This window comes from Aquirhabdus parva, assembly GCF_003351745.1.
GTDB classification, from domain to species: domain Bacteria; phylum Pseudomonadota; class Gammaproteobacteria; order Pseudomonadales; family Moraxellaceae; genus Aquirhabdus; species Aquirhabdus parva.
In genome coordinates, this window is sequence record NZ_CP031222.1 from 581,163 (window position 1) to 598,859 (window position 17,697).

General features: G+C 46.2%; 14 protein-coding genes and 1 pseudogene. 9 read left to right on the top strand and 6 right to left on the bottom strand.

What is annotated here, in order from left to right; genetic code table 11:
• Positions 1-162: 162 nt before the first annotated feature.
• Positions 163-2,553 (top strand): DNA internalization-related competence protein ComEC/Rec2, encoded by a 2,391-nt coding sequence (locus HYN46_RS02615; RefSeq protein ID WP_114897978.1) that lies wholly within the window; start codon positions 163-165, stop codon positions 2,551-2,553.
• A 15-nt stretch (positions 2,554-2,568) separates the two neighbouring features.
• On the opposite strand, the gene HYN46_RS02620 is transcribed toward HYN46_RS02615, so the two are convergent.
• The gene (locus HYN46_RS02620; protein ID WP_322887814.1) at positions 2,569-3,510 is read right to left on the bottom strand and encodes a lysophospholipid acyltransferase family protein; all 942 of its coding nucleotides are present in this window, start codon (positions 3,508-3,510) and stop codon (positions 2,569-2,571) included.
• Positions 3,511-3,794: 284 nt separating this feature from the next.
• On the opposite strand from HYN46_RS02620, the gene sppA reads away from it, so the two are divergent.
• Positions 3,795-4,820, top strand: coding sequence for a signal peptide peptidase SppA (gene sppA / locus HYN46_RS02625; protein WP_114897979.1), 1,026 nt, complete (start codon positions 3,795-3,797; stop codon positions 4,818-4,820).
• 8 nt (positions 4,821-4,828) lie between these two features.
• Complete coding sequence (locus HYN46_RS02630; RefSeq protein WP_228254868.1) at positions 4,829-5,659, top strand: alpha/beta fold hydrolase; 831 nt, start codon at positions 4,829-4,831, stop codon at positions 5,657-5,659.
• A gap of 101 nt (positions 5,660-5,760) precedes the next feature.
• Here HYN46_RS02630 and HYN46_RS02635 read toward each other — a convergent pair whose 3' ends face one another.
• Together HYN46_RS02635 and HYN46_RS02645 are read right to left on the bottom strand one after the other, a co-directional pair.
• The gene (locus HYN46_RS02635; RefSeq protein ID WP_114897981.1) at positions 5,761-6,501 is read right to left on the bottom strand and encodes a hypothetical protein; all 741 of its coding nucleotides are present in this window, start codon (positions 6,499-6,501) and stop codon (positions 5,761-5,763) included.
• A 733-nt stretch (positions 6,502-7,234) separates the two neighbouring features.
• A complete protein-coding gene (locus HYN46_RS02645) occupies positions 7,235-7,711 on the bottom strand; it encodes a T6SS immunity protein Tdi1 domain-containing protein (RefSeq protein ID WP_114897983.1) in 477 nt (158 codons plus the stop codon).
• A gap of 176 nt (positions 7,712-7,887) precedes the next feature.
• Between HYN46_RS02645 and rpmI the strand changes: the two genes are divergently transcribed.
• The 5 genes and pseudogenes from rpmI to HYN46_RS02670 all read left to right on the top strand — a co-directional run bounded on the left by rpmI (position 7,888) and on the right by HYN46_RS02670 (position 12,422).
• The gene (gene rpmI / locus HYN46_RS02650) at positions 7,888-8,088 is read left to right on the top strand and encodes a 50S ribosomal protein L35 (protein WP_114897984.1); all 201 of its coding nucleotides are present in this window, start codon (positions 7,888-7,890) and stop codon (positions 8,086-8,088) included.
• Between the two features lie 11 nt (positions 8,089-8,099).
• Entirely contained in the window at positions 8,100-8,459 is a 360-nt protein-coding gene (gene rplT / locus HYN46_RS02655; RefSeq protein ID WP_114897985.1) for a 50S ribosomal protein L20, read from the top strand.
• 230 nt (positions 8,460-8,689) lie between these two features.
• Positions 8,690-9,667 (top strand): annotated as a pseudogene (gene pheS, locus HYN46_RS02660) (phenylalanine--tRNA ligase subunit alpha); the annotation flags it as partial.
• Positions 9,668-9,726: 59 nt separating this feature from the next.
• Positions 9,727-12,129, top strand: coding sequence for a phenylalanine--tRNA ligase subunit beta (gene pheT / locus HYN46_RS02665; protein WP_114897986.1), 2,403 nt, complete (start codon positions 9,727-9,729; stop codon positions 12,127-12,129).
• On the top strand, positions 12,126-12,422 hold the full coding sequence (locus tag HYN46_RS02670; RefSeq protein ID WP_114897987.1) for an integration host factor subunit alpha: 297 nt from the start codon (positions 12,126-12,128) through the stop codon (positions 12,420-12,422). Before pheT ends, HYN46_RS02670 begins: the two co-directional genes overlap by 4 nt.
• 162 nt (positions 12,423-12,584) lie before the next feature.
• Here the strand turns inward: HYN46_RS02670 and HYN46_RS02675 are convergent, their stop codons facing one another.
• From HYN46_RS02675 to plsB, 3 genes are all read right to left on the bottom strand, one after another.
• Positions 12,585-13,112, bottom strand: coding sequence for an SRPBCC family protein (locus tag HYN46_RS02675; RefSeq protein WP_114897988.1), 528 nt, complete (start codon positions 13,110-13,112; stop codon positions 12,585-12,587).
• A gap of 64 nt (positions 13,113-13,176) precedes the next feature.
• Positions 13,177-13,512: a TfoX/Sxy family protein gene (locus HYN46_RS02680; protein ID WP_114897989.1), complete on the bottom strand. Its 336-nt coding sequence runs from the start codon at positions 13,510-13,512 to the stop codon at positions 13,177-13,179.
• Between the two features lie 31 nt (positions 13,513-13,543).
• Entirely contained in the window at positions 13,544-16,171 is a 2,628-nt protein-coding gene (gene plsB / locus HYN46_RS02685; protein WP_114897990.1) for a glycerol-3-phosphate 1-O-acyltransferase PlsB, read from the bottom strand.
• A 262-nt stretch (positions 16,172-16,433) separates the two neighbouring features.
• Between plsB and HYN46_RS02690 the strand changes: the two genes are divergently transcribed.
• Complete coding sequence (locus HYN46_RS02690; RefSeq protein ID WP_114897991.1) at positions 16,434-17,606, top strand: magnesium and cobalt transport protein CorA; 1,173 nt, start codon at positions 16,434-16,436, stop codon at positions 17,604-17,606.
• Positions 17,607-17,697: the final 91 nt, after the last annotated feature.

Consider the following 17,697-nt stretch of genomic DNA (forward strand, 5'->3'; position numbering starts at 1 on the left):
GTGACTCTTGGTTCTAGGAGATTTGCGATAATCTGGTTTATGCTGAAGTTATCAGGCAAGACCTCTTCAACGGCGTCATCAATTGTTCTATAAGTACCATAACAAATATCAGTACACTTTATGATGACTTTTTATTAAAGGATGCGTTGAACGATCGATATTATGGATGAAAAACAGGCAATTGATGTCGTTCAACTGAATCTATTCGTTTTTATTTTAGTTGCTTTCGTCTTGGGTGTCATGACAGCAACCGTATACCCGACCGCCAGTTCTGTATGGATTTGGTCAGGTCTTCTCGCTGTCCCCGCCCTATTTTTGACCCGTTATGATCGTAAGCGATCATTATTGTTCTGTACACTCTCTATCGCTGCGACGTTTGGTTTTGGTCTCGGCTATGCCCAGCTTACCCTAGAAACTGCATTAGACGATCGACTGAAAACACCGCAAACCATTGAAACGGTTGTTCGTGTCATCGGCATCAGTGATGGTGTGGATGAGAACTGGCGACAAGTGGTGGAGGTCATTGATCCATTACCTAATATTCCTAAACGCTGGTTACTGTACCCTAAGTTTGCTATTTCCAGTGAACAACGACGCCCCATCGCAAATTTACAAGCAGGTGAGCTTTGGCGTGTCAGAGTCAAGCTTACTCCACCTCATGGAATTGCATCTCCTGCAGCATTTGATCAGGAGCAATGGCTACTCACTGAGCATGTTGGTGCAACGGGGTCATTGGAGTCAGCAACGCTCACCAACCCCGAAGCAGGTGGCTTACGATTGCCTTTGGATCGAATTGATCGATTGCGAGAGCATTTGCGCGATCATTTATCTCTGCTGGACTCACCCGCTCGGGCGGTGTTACTCGCACTGTTGACGGGTGATCGTGCTTTAATTGATCCTGATTTGCGTCAGCTTTATCAGCAGGCGGGGATTAGTCATCTGATGGCCATCTCTGGCCCCCATGTCGTGCTCGCAGCGTTGATGATGGCGTGGCTGATACAGAGTATTTTGAATATTCGCCCATTACTTTACTTAAAAGTGCCTCGCAGTATCTTGCTTATCCCTGTTGTGGTTACTGTGGTTGTGCTCTATGCCCTTCTGGCAGGCTGGGGAGTCCCTGCCCAAAGAACCGTATTGATGGTTTGTATTGCAAGTGGTTTAGCGCTGTTTCGTAAGCGCTGGTCGACCGTTTATATATTAATGATCGCTTTGGCTCTGACGCTATTGCTTGACCCATTGGCGATTTACCAAAGTGGCTTATGGTTGTCCTTTGTCGCAACCGGGATTTTAATCAGTTGGGTCCAGCAGCCGATTGTTGTTGGTCATCGCTGGCAGCGTGCTTTGCAACATGTAAAAGGTTTAGTGAAGTTGCAAACTGCGATGTTTATCTTACTGATCCCTGTGACGCTCGCATTTTTTCATCAGATTCCGGTGCTTTCTATACTGGTGAATTTGATTGCGATTCCGCTGATTGGCTTATTGATTGTTCCATTGGCCTTTATGGCCTTGTTCATTCTGCCTGTATGGTCAGGACTTGCCGATGCGATATGGATTTTGGCGGCGTGGCTGTTAGAGCAGTTGCATGCAGTGCTGTTGATACTGCCTGTGAAGGTTCTTTCTCTGACACTCACGCCGATCGGACTTGCAGCACTAGCGGTGGTGATGCTGATTGTATTGATGCCGCGCGGAAGTATACCGCGAGGATTGGTTTTGCCTTGTCTTGCCATTTGTTTGCTGCCGATGTGGATGAGTCGGCCACTTTTTGGTCTCCAACATGATGCACCAGTGAGGGTGCAAGTACTAGATGTGGGGCAGGGTTTGGCGGTGCTGATTCAAACTCAGAACCATGCCATGTTATTTGATACGGGTGCCAAACGTGCTGAAGCGCGGGAAGGGATGGGGGAGCGTGTGGTACTTCCGGCTTTATCTGCTGCGGGACTTTTTCACCTTAATCAGATCATGATTAGCCATCCTGACTATGAGCACAATGGCGGTTTGGCTGCTATTCTTGCGAAGTTGCCTGTAGACCATGTCATCAGTAGTAAAGCCTTACTCACTGTACCTACCGAGCTATGTCAGAGTGGTCAGCATTGGCAGTGGGATGGGGTGGATTTTGACGTTCTGGCACCCTGGCCGGATTGGAATGTGATTGACGACAAAGACCGAAGCTGTGTGCTAAAGATTACAACTCCGTCGATGCAAAATCATCGGGCATCAATGCTCTTGATGGGCGATGCTGGCTTTGATGTAGAGTCCAGATTAATCGCGGAGAATGCTCCTGTAGCTGCCGATGTCTTATTGTTAGGTGATCATGGCTCAAATCAAGCCAGTTCAGAAGCATTTATCAATGCGGTTGCCCCAAAGCTTGCCGTGTATTCCTCAGGAGCCTTCAGTAAAAAGTACCCTTCGGATCTGGCCATCGCCCGACTCAAAGCAAAAAATGTTGCAGTGGAATCTACCGTGACAGGAGGAACGCTGACCATTGACCTAGGCGGTCAAGACCATTTCGACCTTTCACGCTATCGAGATCAGTACACCTGGTTAAAGCATTGATTCCAAAATTTGGATTTAAACAGATGCTTTATCAATCAGGATTTGACGGACTTCCGCATCAGTTTTTTGGTAAATTCCTGCAAAATGCGGTGCATCTTTAAAGCGCTTATACGCCCACTGATACTGGACTGGATCACGTCGGATGAGACTTTCCACAGCGTGATTCAGTGTATCTACTGAGGTTTGTAAATCGGGACTGCGGATCGAGTCGGGTAGGTTCTCAAAGTAAATATCAAAGCCATCACCATCCTCGCAGCGGACACAAGACATCATGACGACGCCGCAGCCTGTCTTTTGGGCTAAACGTGAGACCAAGGTGGTCGTCAGAACTAGATGACCAAAGAATTTTGAGAGAATGCCACCCGACTCATCCGGGACATGATCTGGCAGAATTGCACTAAAGCCACCTTGTTTTAAGGTGCGAAATAGAGCGCGTACGCCACGTTCATCGGTCGGAACCAATGTTGCCTGCAAGCGACTACGCGCCGCTAATACAAAAGCATCCAGCGAAGGATCATCCGCAGGTTTGTACATGATGGTTGGGGCGGTATGCTGATTCACCCAAGGATTCATCATCTCCCAAGTCCCAAAGTGTGGGATAACCCCAATCAACCCTTTGGGATTTTTTAATCCCTCTAAAAAGATTTCTTCACCATGTACAGTTCTGATTTGACTCACACTGAACTCAGGCGGATTGCCCCAGCTCTTAATGAACTCCAGCATACTCATGGCTTGTGAGCGCAGTGATGCAGCCGCGAGCGCAAGTCGTTCTTGCTCGGATTTCTCTGGGAAGGCGATGAGCAGGTTGCGACGGACAGTCCAGACTACACCTTTATTGGGGAACCACATGGCAATACCTGCAACGCCACGTGCAAAAGCTTGTAATGATCCGATGGAAAGCCATGCGAAAAACTTTAAAATAAACAGCAGCGGAGTTTGGCGTTCTTTGCTAGTCATAACATTGGCTTTTATATAATGGTTTATTTATTTCAGCGTGACTCATTTTAAAGGAGTCTGGATTTAAGGGTCAACTTTGTGTGCCTAGCGCATTATAAAAATATCTTAAAAACAGAACTTAACACATCTAAGGTATTCATACCTTTAAACCATTCAATAAAATATACGCAGGCAATTATTTAACCGCATGAGTAACCGGATCGGCATAGACATTTCCTTGCATTTATAGCAAGGTATGGCTAATGTTTGATATCGCGCTCATCGCATCATAAAAAGGTTGTTTCATGTCTAGTTGGCCACCGAATCCGAATACTCCGCAGCAAACCCCAGATCCACAACCACCCCATCCGCAGCTTGCGGGTCAAGAGTGGCGAATTTTGGAAAAGACGCTTCTGGCATCGATTGAAGAGCAGCGCCGTGCTAGACGCTGGAGTATCTTTTTCAAACTGACGACCTTCTTTTTCTTTCTGCTGTTCTTTTTTGCTTTGGCGAAGAGCTGTGGCAAGGAAGAGAATATTGCTGTTAACACCAGCCCACATTTGGGTATTGTCGATATTACGGGTGAAATCGGTGAGGGCAAGCCAGCCAACAGTGATGACATCATTACCGCACTGAATGCTGCGTTTGATGCTTCACAAAGCAAAGCCATCGTTTTGAATATCAATTCACCTGGTGGTTCACCTGTTGAATCCGATCAAATCTGGCAAGAGATTCGTCGCTTGCGTGAGTTGCATAAAGACAAGAAAGTCTACGCAGTGATTGGTGATATGGGCGCCTCTGGTGCGTACTACATCGCTTCTGCAGCGGATGAAATCTATGTCAATCCATCAAGCCTCGTTGGCTCAATCGGTGTGATTATGCCGAACTATGGCGTAACAGGCTTGGCTCAGAAACTGGGTGTTGAAGATAGGACCATGACCGCTGGCGCGCACAAGAATATCTTGAGCATGACCAAACCGCTTGATCCTTTTGAAAAAGCACATGTGCAAGGTGTACTGGATAATGTGCATCAGCATTTCATCGCTGCGGTGAAAGAGGGCCGTGGTAAGCGCTTGAAAGAAGATGCCAATACCTTCTCTGGTTTGTTTTGGAGTGGTGAGCAGGCGATTAATTTGGGCTTAGCAGATAAAGCGGGTAGTGTTGATAGCTTGAAACGTGAATTGAAGCTTAAAGATACTGCTGACTATAGTGTAGACCGCAGCTCTCTTGAAAAAATCATGGGACGTTTAGGGACTACCTTGGGCTTAGGTATCGGTGCATCATTGAAGTCATCAGTCAGTGACATGAACGCGCAAGCATCGCTGAAATGAGCAATACCATGAAGCCTTTGATTCACTTTGCCCATGCCAATGGTATTCCATCCGCAGTGTATGAAAAGATTTTTGCGGCACTGCGTGATGATGCCGGCGGTAGTTTTGATGTGGTGACTTTGCCATTGATCGGTGTAGACCCGCGTTTTCCTGTCAACAATCATTGGACTAATCTTCGTGACCAGTTGATTGACAGTATTCAGCGTCAATCTGTGGATGCTGAAGGGAATCGTCGTCCCGTCATTGCGCTGGGTCATTCGCTTGGTGGGCTGCTCAGTTATATGGCGGCGTATAAGGTGCCAGAGTTGATGAGTGGTCTGGTGATGTTGGACCCGCCACTGATCAATGGTCTGTATTCGTTGGGCATGCATCTGGCTAAGACTTTTGCACCAACTGCCTACGATAAACGGACGCCAGCAGCACTGTCTAGTCGCAGACGTGATCACTGGGATAGCCGTGAGCAAGCCGCTGAAAAGTTGCGTGGTCGTGGGCTATTTTCAACCTTTGATCAGGATTGCTTTGATGCCTATATCCAATATGGCCTCAAGGATGCACCTGATGGTGGTGTGACGCTGACTATTCCGAAGAGTGTTGAAGTGAAGATTTTTCAGACCAATCCGTCATGGTTCTGGCTATTTCCGCGCCGTGCACCCAAAGTGCCAGCACATATGATCGCTGGTCGTGATAGTCAATTTTACGGTCGCGGCTTTCCTCAGCGTTTGCAGAGGCAGCAAGGGATTCCGTATACCTTAAGTGAAGGTGGCCATATGTTTCCGCTGGAACGTCCTTTGGAGACGGCGGCGATGATTAAAGCGGTGATTAAGGGGTTTAATCTTTAAAAAGACATCAAGAAGCATGATGCTGTTTATTATTCAAACATCTCCCGATCATCAAGCATAGTTTATAGAATAGTGTGATGATCGGTAGATATGAGTTTCAATCAAAAACGATATCCAATACCCACCTGAAGAACTGGAAGCCACTTAATAGAATGTAAATCATTTTTAAGTTTGGTTTCTTGAGCTTGAGTATCTCTATCGATCATCTGGCAGACTTTAGGCATAGTTGCAAGGCAGGTCGTCGTTAAATTGACGTCAGGTGATCCAGAGAAGACCACGCCGAAATCTGACGAAAAGTAAAAACCAGAGTTTTGACTTGAGTTGAATCCATCATAACCAAGACCTAGATAAGGTTTTGCACCATTCCACCGGACATCTGCATCTGCAGACCCAACCTGAAGGGAAGAGTACTGTTGACCGTTCAGGGTGATGAATCCATTTTCTGTTTTTTCAGCATGACCTTTAAACTTCACATTTAATGTCTCAAGACCGCCTGAGATACGAAAACCACCCGACCATGGATGGTAGTCTGCCAGTAGATCAAAGTTACTCATTTGAAGTTTGCCGCGTTGAGTCATGTCGGATTTATTGATATTACGATCGTAACTCAAGTACCCAAAACCTGTACGAATCTTGAAGCGTGGATCAAACGAGTAAGTAAGGTCAAATCCCAAGCCGCTGGTTCCTGCTTTGAGACTCAGCCCAGCATTTTTAAATGCATCGTTATTTGAAGGTGTACTGGAAACCACTGGGGGGTTCGTGCTTTCAGGAGTGATTGTTTCTGCAAAAACACAGGGCGAAGCACAAACCAAAAGAAAGCTCAAAAGAGCACGGTTTATCATGAATCTATCCTTGATTGAAAAGCGTTGAGGTTCGGAGGGCTTTGAAAATGTATATTGGGTCACAAATTTGTTACAAAATGTAACTGAACTATATGGTAAAGAGTTTTTGCTGGGTTTACTACCTTTTCAAAGGTCATGCGTATAAAAAAAGAATGTATAAAGGAGTAGGGAAGTAGTGAAGAAATCGCAATGTTTTTGGCGCCCCTTTCTCTATTTAAAGATGGCTATCTGGCAGATGTCCCACAATAGTAAGATGCTATGAAGAGGGTGGTCTTCGGTGGGAGGGGGGGGGGAGAGTTTATCGAAAGGTAGGACTTCTTCGTTAGTATAAATTAAGAGAGTATTGGTGCTATGCGATTGGTTTACAGCTTCCTTTTCGTGTGCTTGCTTGATGTAGCCTGCGCTGGCTATTTTCTTTCTTTGTGCTTTTATAAAATTGATGTATTAACCATAGGATTGGCAATATTTTTACAGGTCTACGGTGTTTTACAATTAAATCGAATAGAGTGGCTGCTAGATTTTGGTGGTCGGTATCAAGGATATTTTAATTTTTTCATTATTATCTGCGGATTGTATTTTCTAGCTTTAGGCTTTTCATGGCAGACAGATTTAGGAAAGTTAACAAAATACGGTTACTGCGTTCCCAAGTCAGTCTCTTTAAGTGATTTGCTGAAAGTAACGAAATAATTTATTTAGGCGTTTAAGTCATCGATAACAAAATTATTCTTGTTTTTTAGTCTGTTATAACAATCTGCACTTGAGATCCGTCTTTTAGTTCTTGAATTTGCTGAAGTATATGGCCGGTGATTGCAAAGTGTTCGCGGGCAGGCACGGCATTAAGGTTGTCAACGGTATACTTCCCTTCGGCAAAAACTGGCAACGTGACGTAGGTATAACATTGATCCGCAGTTGGAATTTTTCCAGCCTGATGCAATTGCTCTACCAAGTATGGCATTAGCCATTCATCTGCAATTTCAGAGTTTAACAATTCGCTAAAATGATCGACGGAGTTGGCAACAGGTTTAATTTCACCTGTTCCTGTATTCAACCAAAGTATTTTGGTTGAATCACTTTGGAAAAACATGTCGCCTATGATAGAAAACAGAATCGGCGTAAAAGACTCAGGTAAAAGCCAAGCCCAAGATGAGACAATTTGTTGTATTGTTTCATCATTTGGTTTGAAGTGCAGGTCAGACCATTTAATAGGCAAGGGTTTAACCCCAACGTACTTGAATAAATGTGATTTTTAACATTCTAGCTTTATCAAATCAAGTGAATTGACTTCCAATCCTCCAACACTTCCCGTATAATCCTGCCTCCCTTACCCGCAGGTCATGACGCAGTTGGGCGTCTTGTAACTAAACGGGTTCCAAAAAAGAGGCTGATATGAGTAAAATCAAACTCAAAACTAAACGCGGAGCTGCAAAGCGCTTCAAAAAAACCGCGAATGGTTTCAAGCGTAAGCAAGCATACAAACGCCACATTCTGACCAAAAAGTCTCCGAAGCGTATTCGTCAACTACGCGGTTGTGTAATGGTTCACGTCAGTGACGTTGCAGCTGTTCGCCGTATGTGCCCATACCTTTAAGGAGATATTAAATGGCTCGTGTTAAACGTGGTGTAACGGCTCATCGCCGTCATAAAAAAGTTCTAGCCCGTGCAAAAGGTTACTACGGTGCGCGTTCACGCGTATATAAAGTAGCCGTACAGGCTGTGATGAAAGCCGGTCAATACGCATATCGTGACCGTCGTCAAAAGAAACGTACCTTCCGCGCATTGTGGATTGCACGTATCAACGCAGGTGCACGTTTGAATGGTCTGTCATACAGCCGTTTGATCAATGGCCTGAAAAAAGCAGAAGTGATTATCGACCGCCGTGTATTGGCTGATATCGCGATGCATGATGCGACTGCATTTAGCGCCATTGCTGAAAAAGCAAAAGGTGCGCTCGCTGCTTAATTCATGTTAAGTTGCGTTAAAACAAGAAGCCACCTCAACAGGGTGGCTTTTTTGTTGTCGTTTTTGTGGGTTCTTGAGGGGATAAACCTCCGCAAATGATGATTTTAAGTTAGAATTCGTAGCCCGTTTTTAGTGGTTCACCATGCGCTTACAAAATGCTGTGATCAGCAGTAATGACGAGAAATGATATGTCACAAGATTCCGCTGTTTCTAATGCCTCGCCTATCGCAGTGCCATTAGAAGACTTAACTGCTAATGCGCTTACTGCCATAGCAGCCGCCCATGATCTGGCGAGTTTAGAACAAGTCCGTGTTCAGTTTACCGGTAAAAAAAGCCAACTTGCTGAAGTGTCCAAAGGTTTAGGAAAACTGGACCCTGAAGCGCGTAAAGTGCAAGGTGCGGTACTGCATACGATCCGTGAGAGCATCAACGATGCCCTGAATCAGCGTCAAGCCTTGCTACAAAAAGCGGCCTTGGATGCCAAGCTTGCTAGTGAAACCATCGACATTACCCAAGAGGGGCGTGGTCAGCAGCCGGGCAGTATTCATCCCGTGACGCAGGTCATGGAGCGGATGTGTCAGTTCTTTGTCAAAGCAGGCTTTACTGTTGAGTCGGGTGCTGAAGTCGAAGACGACTATCATAATTTTGAAGCTCTAAATATCCCGAGTCACCATCCCGCACGCGCGATGCACGATACGTTTTATTTTGATGCGCACCATTTGCTGCGGACGCACACCAGTTCGGTTCAGATTCGTACGATGGAGGCGCAGCAGCCACCAATTCGGATTATCTGCCCAGGTCGTGTCTATCGCTGCGACTCTGACCAAACCCACTCACCGATGTTCCATCAGATCGAAGGTCTGGTTGTGACAGAGCACACCAGCTTTGCCGAGTTGAAAGGTCTAATCGTGCAATTCTTGAATGTGTTTTTCGAGCGTGAACTGACGATTAGATTCCGCCCGTCTTATTTCCCCTTCACTGAACCCAGTGCTGAAGTGGACATCATGAATGAGCATGGTCGCTGGCTTGAGGTGTTGGGCTGTGGCATGGTACATCCGAATGTACTGAAGAGCTGCAACATCGATCCTGAGAAATATACCGGCTTTGCATTTGGCATGGGCATTGAGCGTTTTGCCATGTTGCGTTATCAAGTCAATGATTTACGGATGTTTTATCAAAATGATGTGCGTTTCTTGCGACAATTTGCAGCACCAACTGTTTCTACTGAGCCAGAACCATCCACAGTCCAGTCCGTTGAGGTGCAAGCATGAAAATCAGTGAAAGTTGGTTGCGCAGTTGGGTTAACCCTGCCGTAGATAGCGAAGCGCTTGCCCATCAATTGACGATGGCGGGTCTTGAAATTGACAGCAATGAACCTGTCGCGCCATTTTTCCATGGCGTGGTCGTGGGTGAAGTGTTGACGGTCGTGCAGCATCCTGATGCCGACCGTTTGCGTGTAACGACGGTCAATGCTGGCGCGAATGTCAATAATGGTGAACCCTTGCAGATCGTATGTGGTGCACCCAATGTGGCAGTCGGTTTGAAAGTTGCAGTGGCGCTGATCGGTGCCGTATTGCCAAAAGATTTTAAAATCAAACCGAGCAAGCTGCGCGGTGTTGATTCACAAGGCATGCTGTGTGGTGCAACTGAAATTGGTTTGGATGATGGTGTTGATGGCTTAATGCTGCTACCAAGTGATGCACCGATTGGCGTGGACATCCGTGAGTACCTCAAACTCGATGATCGAATTCTGGAACTTGGCATTACGCCAAATCGTGGCGATTGCTTGAGTGTGAAAGGCATTGCACGCGAACTGGGTGTCATTAACAGTCTGGCCGTGAATGAGCCTGTTATCGCCATTGCCCCCGTGACTTCAGATCGTAAGCTTTCGATCCAGATCGCGGATGATGTACAGCGTCATGGCTGTCCTCGTTATGCGGGTCGCGTAATCACGGGCATCAACACACAAGCCAAAACACCGACGTGGATGGCAGATGCCTTAGTACGTTCAGGTGTGCGTACCCATAGTGTACTGGTCGATATCACCAATTATGTCCTGCTTGAATTGGGTCAACCGCTGCATGCGTTTGATGCGAATACCCTTCAAGGGGGAATTTCTGTTCGTGTGTCTGAAGCAGGTGAGAAGCTGACGCTACTCAATGATCAAGAAGTGACGCTTGATAACGATACCTTACTGATTTGTGATGAGTCAGGTGCCGTTGCCATGGCCGGGGTCATGGGAGGGCTGCGCTCTAGTGTGACTGATGCGACAACCGATATTTTCCTTGAAAGCGCTTTCTTTGAGCCGTTGGCTTTGGCTGGCCGTGCACGTCGTTATGGTTTGCATACCGATGCATCACATCGTTATGAGCGCGGCGTGGATTTTGAGTTGCCCTTGCCTGCGATTGAGCGGGCTACGACTCTGATTTTACAACTTGCCGGTGGCCATGCGGGTCCGGTGACTGTTGTTGAGCAGGTAGCGGCATTGCCGAAGCGTGCACCGATTTATTTCACCTTGGGACAAGTACAGCGTTTACTCGGTTTTGAAGTCACCGCTGATTTTGTCCTGCATACACTGCTGAGCTTAGGCTTGCATGTTACGGGTAATGAGAACGGCTGGAACGCAACTCCGCCATCACATCGTTTTGACATGAGTATTGCCCCAGATCTGAGTGAAGAAGTAGCGCGGATTTATGGTTATGACAATATCCCAGTGAAGTTTCCTGTCCAGCCGATGACCTTGATTCCAACCGAAGATCGCCTAAGCACGCAAGCCCTGCGTCAGACCTTGGTGACTTTGGGCTATCAAGAGGCGGTGAGCTTTAGTTTTGTCGATGAAAAGCTTGAGCGCACTTTAAACCCAGAGGTTAATCCACTGCGTCTAGCCAATCCCATGTCTAGCGAATTGGGTGTCATGCGTACGACTTTACTGTCGAGTCTCATCCCTTGTGTGCAATACAATCTTAATCGCCAGCAAAACCGCGTCCGTTTCTTTGAGACTGGCTTACGCTTTGTACCCAATGCGGCACAAGAGATCAGTGAATTGCAGCAGATTCCAACGCTTGCGCTAATTGCCACAGGTGGGCGGGTTCCAGAGCAATGGACCGAAGCCAAACCGAAGATGGATTTTTATGATTTTAAAGCAGATGTTTCACAGGTCTTGCTTTCTGGAAGAATCGGCGTTAATTTCACCAAATCGACACGTCCATGGCTCCACCCAGGGCAAAGTGCGGAAATTATCCAGCATGGTGTAACTATTGGATATCTTGGACGTTTGCATCCATCGTTAGAAGATAGCTTAGATTTAGGCGTAACGTGGGTTGCGGAGCTAGATATTGCTCCTTTGACAGCGCCGCAAGTGTCCAAGTTTACAGAATTATCACGTTTTCCTTCAGTTAGGCGTGATATTGCTGTTTTAATTAGTGATAGTATTCAGGTCAGCCAGATTCAAACAACGATTGCTGCTGTGGCTGGAGACTCGATGACCAAAGTCTGGTTGTTTGATGAATATACAGGGCAAGGTGTTGATGTTGGATTGCGTTCGCTTGCATTTGCTTTATTGTGGCAACACCCAGAGCGCACTCTAGAAGATACGGAAATTAAAGATGGGATGCAGCGTGTGGTTGAGGCGCTGTCTCATACCTATGGCGCAACTTTGAGGGCATCATGACTGCACTAACTAAAGCCGAAATGGCAGATAATTTAAGTGAAAAGACAGGCATCAATCGACGTGAAGCCAAGCAATTGGTTGAACTCTTTTTTGCTGAAATTTCTAAATCCTTAATTTCAGGTGAAGTGGTTAAGTTATCAGGTTTTGGTAACTTTGAATTGCGTAATAAACGCCAACGTCCAGGTCGTAATCCAAAGACTGGCGAAGAGATTCCAATTTCTGCACGTCGTGTAGTGACTTTCCGCGCTGGTCAGAAATTCCGTCGTCGTGTTGGCGAAGGTGCTGACGAATAATAAAGTCATCTTTACGATCAATTATAAATCCTGATCGTTAGGTTCCGCAGCTTTATTGAAAACCTCTAGTCTAAAGTCAGACTAGAGGTTTTCTGCGTTTAAAATCCATGAAATTTAGGTTTAAAAAAACCTTAGCCAAATTAAGGTCGTAGTACGGGATTGTTACGAAGTTTTTTCAACGATGGCTTTGATATTGGCGAGACCCGTTTCAAAGTCTTTGCCCACCACGCGATCCATGTTGAAGAATAGTCCCATCACTTTAGCGATAAAAGGACTTGGTCCGCGCATTTCCCACGTTACTTCGGTTGAGTCGCCTAGGTTGACGATACTGAATTCAGCGATATTATGCGCTTCAAAGGGCTTTAAGAAGTCGAGCTGAATAATGATTTGATCAAAAGGGTTGGAAAGCGTGATTTCCATCCGACCTGAGCCCACTTTGCCTTGACCTGCCCAGCTATAGATCGTGCCTAAGCCTTCTGGGGTTCCTTCAAAAGTACGGATCATGGTTGGATCAATGTTTTCCCAAGGCGACCAAGACTGCCATTGGTGGAAATCATTAATGAGTGGGAAGATGCGTTCCGGTGGGGCGCTGATGCGGATGGAGCGATGCAGTTGGAAGGTGTCCGGTTTGGTCGCCGCAAAGAGCAGTACAACCGCAATAATGACAATAATGATGGCTAGGATTAACATGACAGTACACTCCCATAGCGATTAAGGGTGAGCGTGCAGCCACTAAATTTAAAGGGTGATTCGTCTACTTTTTGGGCTTTTGCGCTCTGGTTGCCGCGGCATAAGCAAGTCTTGCCCACTGTGCGGCTTGTTCAAAATCTTCAAAAATTTCATCTGGTGCTTGGTAGTAAGACATTTGAATGGCTTTACCCTCGCGATCAAATTTAAATGGCGGTAGTCCAAGCTTTTCAAACGTTTGGCGACTTGCGGCATCCGCTTTGAGATAAAGAATCTCATCCGCCACCAATCCAAACATCAAATCGTGGTAATAGACACCATAGCCACCGAACATGCGGCGAATCCGAATCACCCCAAATTGTGCAAAAACTTCATGCAAAAAATCGGTGAATTCGGTGGCCATGCGTCACTCCTGTTTTCTGCGAGCCCAAAGCCTATTTGGCTTTAGGTTTACGTTCTTTCTTCTTAGCAAGCGCTGCAATGGCTGATTGAATTTCTTCTTCACTGACATTGGTCATATGTTGTAAGGCATTCAAGGTATCGGCATTCAGCACTAAGCGTGAGTCTTCGGCCATATTGATGAGACGATGGTCAAAATGAATGAGCCCCTGATCATCAATTGTCACATATTTCAGCTCGGATAGCGCGGCAACAAAACTACGGAACAAGGCCTTGTCAAAAAACTCTGGTGAATTGAATTCATAGAGTACGGAGAGGCGCTGACCCAACAAATGGCTGAGGTCTTCGACTTGCTTGGCGGTGATACGTCCTGAACCTTGTTGGCTAAGCAGCGTTAAGGTCATGAAATAGCGCTCTAAGCTTTGTTGTACTGGAGCAGCCAGCACGCCAAGCTGATTGTATGCTTCGCTATTGGGTGGCGGGCTATAAACGGTATTTGAGCCATCATCGAGCACCAGTTCAGCAGCGATCAGAGCGGCCAGCTGTTGATCAATCACCTCATCCAGCATTTCCTTACGCCACTTTAAGAACAGTTCGGCCTGCAGGAAGGGGTACAGGGTTTGAATCACGCTGCCAATTTCTTCTCGGCTGATTCGGCCATTGTGCTGTACCAAAGAAGCGATCAGAGACGGTAAGATAAAAAGGTGCAAGATGTTGTTGCGGAAGTAGGTCAGAAGCACGCCTTGACCGTCTTCGATGGCAATCATATCGCCCAGCAAATGCTTGACGCGTTTGATGAGTTTTAATTTTAGGCCATAGGCAATGATATCGCGTCCTGAGAAGGTGGTGATTTCAATCCGCTCATCATACGGGACCGCTTCGGCAAGCGAACGATAGGTGTCCAATTGCTTGATACAGACTTCTTCATCCAGTGCATGTTTAGGCGTTGCAAGTAGCACTACCGATAACAGCGATACAGGATTCAATACCGCTGCGCGGTTGATGTTCTGCATGATGTTTTCGGCAACGGTATCCACTGCCAATTTAGCTTCACGGGGCATGGGATCATCATTGCTCAGCAATTGTATGTTATCGGCATTATGGGCTTTTAGCACTTGATCCAAAAAGACGGGCTCACCAAAGCTGACGTGTACTTTACCAAAAATACGTTCAATTTTTCTGGCTGCTTGCAGCAAGCCCCAGACGGATTCTGATTCTTTTGGCTTACCTGACATTTCACCCACATAAGTAGCCCCTTCCATAAGGCGCTCATAGCCAATATAAGTTGGAATAAAGGCAATGGGTTTACCTGCACCGCGCATATGACTATGAATGGTCATAGCGAGCATACCGGTCTTCGGTGGAAGTAAACGTCCTGTACGTGAGCGTCCGCCTTCGATAAAGTATTCAATTGGGTTGTTGCGGGTTAAAATGCTATGAAGGTATTCTTTAAAAACAGAGACATAAAGAGGATTTCCCTTAAATGTTCTACGAATAAAGAATGCGCCACCACGACGTAGCAATGGGCCTACGCCTGGGATATTGAGATTGTCCCCTGCCGCAATGTACGGGATCATCATGCCGCGTTTATAAATGACATAGGACAGCAGTAAATAGTCAATATGACTGCGATGCGATGGTGTATAGATCAGCTCATATTCATCGGCAATATTGCGTACACTTTGAAAGTGGTGGACTTCAACCCCGTCGTACAACTGTGTCCAGAGCCAGGTCAGGCTGCGTTCAAGAAAACGAACAGCAGAGTAGGAGTAATCGGAAGCGATTTCATCCAGATAGCCATGTGCTTCGTGATGAACTTCAATGGAGGTCTTATTGCTGCGGGTCATTTCACGTTGAATCGCCTCTTGAATACTTTGAGTACTCATCAGGTCATCGACCATATTGCGGCGATCGGAAAGATCGGGGCCAAGTACAATTTCGCGCTGGCGGGTCAAGTAGTCACGCAGTTGTTGCATGATCCGTTTGGCAATTTCATTGGCGTCACTAGGACCTTGTTTGCGGATATCTGCAACCAGCGAGCGCAAGGGCAGTGGGTCATGAAACTGAACAAAAGCCTGACGACCATGAACGATGATATTCGCTGATTGCTTCAGCAGGCTGGGTGTTGCCCATGAGTCTGCAAACAGTAGTTTAAACAAAGAATCTTCTTTGTCTGGAGCACGTCCCCATAGAATGGTGATTGGCACCAGCTCTACATCCAGATCTGGGAACTGTGCAACAGCATCCATCAAACGCAGCAAACGAGGTGGCTGAACATCAGTGGGTGTCCGAAACGGGTTGCCTTCGTCGGTATTTTTAATATACAGAATAGCCGTTTCTTCGTTTAAACGGTGGCTGACCATTGGATTAAGCGGGGCTGGTAAATTCTGACGTCGCGCCTCACCGTCAACCAGTAACGCATTGCTCATGGAGTGTTCAAAGAACACATAGCAGATTGCCCGCTCATGTCCAATGACCGCCGGAGGCGTACTCTCACCAGATTCTGTTTGCGGAGTGATTACGAGAGGCTCTAGCTTGGCGGGCAGGGATTGCAGCCCTTTTGGAATATCTCCGAGTAAATGTGGTGTTGCAACCGTATCGAGTAATTTTCCCGACAAACGACGATACCAATTACTGATATTGGATTGAAATTTATTCGACATAGGACAGAAATCCCTTTGTATTAAGCTTGAAATTATATCGCCGTATCATGCCACAACTCAGCCAAGCTGTGCCTGATTTCAAGTTGGATTTACGTTGATTTTCTATAGCGACAGACTTAAAACTGCTTGGTGTTTTGTGCTGATGGGCATAAAACACCAAATCATCGTGTCAGGATGATCGTATCTGTTAGTTGGAGCTGACGTAATGGCAAACAGCGTCAACATAGGCGTTCATACTGATTTTGTGTAATATGAGTGCAGGATGAGTCATGCACAATACTATAGTTTTTTATTTAAAGTCTTTTACAGTCATTTAGGGTTTTGGGATTTAGTCATTATGCAGACCAGTGGATTAACAGCGACAAATGACAACGTGGTTTCAGAAGTTGCATTGGCGCAATCGGCGCTCTTAACCCAACATTGTTCAGGACGTCCACAAAGCCCAGGGGTTGTGAATTGTTTTGCCTATAGCCGAACAACGGGACTACGCGTTGGCTATTTGGCTCTGAGTGATGTCAGTGAGGTGATGGCAGCAGACCCCGATATTTTTGTCTGGATTGGCTTGTTTGAACCTCCTGCTGAGGTGCTGGATGAGGTACAGCATGAGTTTGGCTTGCATGAGCTGGCAGTTGAAGATGCCGCACGTGGTCATCATCGTGCCAAGATTGAAAGCTATGAAGACTCTTTATTTGTGATTGTGCGTACCGCACAACTGGTTGATCGTGAGATTGTCTTTGGTTCGACTTCCTTATTTTTAGGCGAGCGGTTTTTGATTACTGTGCGTCAGGGGGCATCCGTCAGTTACACCACGGTTCGGGCGCATTGTGAGAAGCATCCTCAAAAAATGAAAGCCATGGGTCCGGGCTATGTTATGCACGGTATTTTGGATTTCATTGTTGATAATTTTCTCCCTATCACGCAAAAACTGGGTAAGCAACTCCATGAGTTGGAAGGAGAGATTTTTTCTGAACAATTCAATAAAGGCACGCTGCGCTATCTCTACGACCTGAAGTCTGAGCTGATCAAGTTACGTCTGGCGGTGATTCCTCTGCGTGAAATTTGTGGCTACTTCCTCTATCACGATAATGAAGACTTAAAAAACTATTTCCCCTCCAGCGCGATACCATACTTCCGCGATATTCAAGATCATGTTTTAGGCACTTTGGATGCGATAGAGGGGCAGAGTGAGGTGCTTCGCTTGGCAATGGATACCCATTTGGCGTTGGTGGGTGTTGGCCAGAATGAGATTGTGAAACGACTGGCTTCATGGGCGGGTATTTTGGCGGTGCCGACCCTAATGACCAGTTACTATGGCATGAACTTTAGCAATATGCCTGAGCTACATTGGTATTATGGGTATTATATCTGGGTTGCGATTATGGTCTTGGCATCTTACTTACTTTATCGCAAACTCAAAAAAGTAAAATGGCTATAAACGGCATTGCATCTTGAATGGATATGGCCGTTTGGATCAAAAAATTGACTAATCAGTTCAGTGTATTCAAGAATTTTTGTTTTATGATGGA

Bases quoted from the DNA above. Each gene is read 5' to 3' on its own strand.
- HYN46_RS02670 (WP_114897987.1), top strand. From the start codon at position 12,126: ATGACTGCACTAACTAAAGCCGAAATGGCAGATAATTTAAGTGAAAAG.
- HYN46_RS02615 (WP_114897978.1), top strand. From the start codon at position 163: ATGGATGAAAAACAGGCAATTGATGTCGTTCAACTGAATCTATTCGTT.
- rplT (WP_114897985.1), top strand. From the start codon at position 8,100: ATGGCTCGTGTTAAACGTGGTGTAACGGCTCATCGCCGTCATAAAAAA.
- rpmI (WP_114897984.1), top strand. From the start codon at position 7,888: ATGAGTAAAATCAAACTCAAAACTAAACGCGGAGCTGCAAAGCGCTTC.
- HYN46_RS02635 (WP_114897981.1), bottom strand. From the start codon at position 6,501: ATGATAAACCGTGCTCTTTTGAGCTTTCTTTTGGTTTGTGCTTCGCCC.
- HYN46_RS02620 (WP_322887814.1), bottom strand. From the start codon at position 3,510: ATGACTAGCAAAGAACGCCAAACTCCGCTGCTGTTTATTTTAAAGTTT.
- pheT (WP_114897986.1), top strand. From the start codon at position 9,727: ATGAAAATCAGTGAAAGTTGGTTGCGCAGTTGGGTTAACCCTGCCGTA.
- plsB (WP_114897990.1), bottom strand. From the start codon at position 16,171: ATGTCGAATAAATTTCAATCCAATATCAGTAATTGGTATCGTCGTTTG.
- sppA (WP_114897979.1), top strand. From the start codon at position 3,795: ATGTCTAGTTGGCCACCGAATCCGAATACTCCGCAGCAAACCCCAGAT.
- HYN46_RS02630 (WP_228254868.1), top strand. From the start codon at position 4,829: ATGAAGCCTTTGATTCACTTTGCCCATGCCAATGGTATTCCATCCGCA.
- HYN46_RS02675 (WP_114897988.1), bottom strand. From the start codon at position 13,112: ATGTTAATCCTAGCCATCATTATTGTCATTATTGCGGTTGTACTGCTC.
- HYN46_RS02680 (WP_114897989.1), bottom strand. From the start codon at position 13,512: ATGGCCACCGAATTCACCGATTTTTTGCATGAAGTTTTTGCACAATTT.
- HYN46_RS02690 (WP_114897991.1), top strand. From the start codon at position 16,434: ATGAGTCATGCACAATACTATAGTTTTTTATTTAAAGTCTTTTACAGT.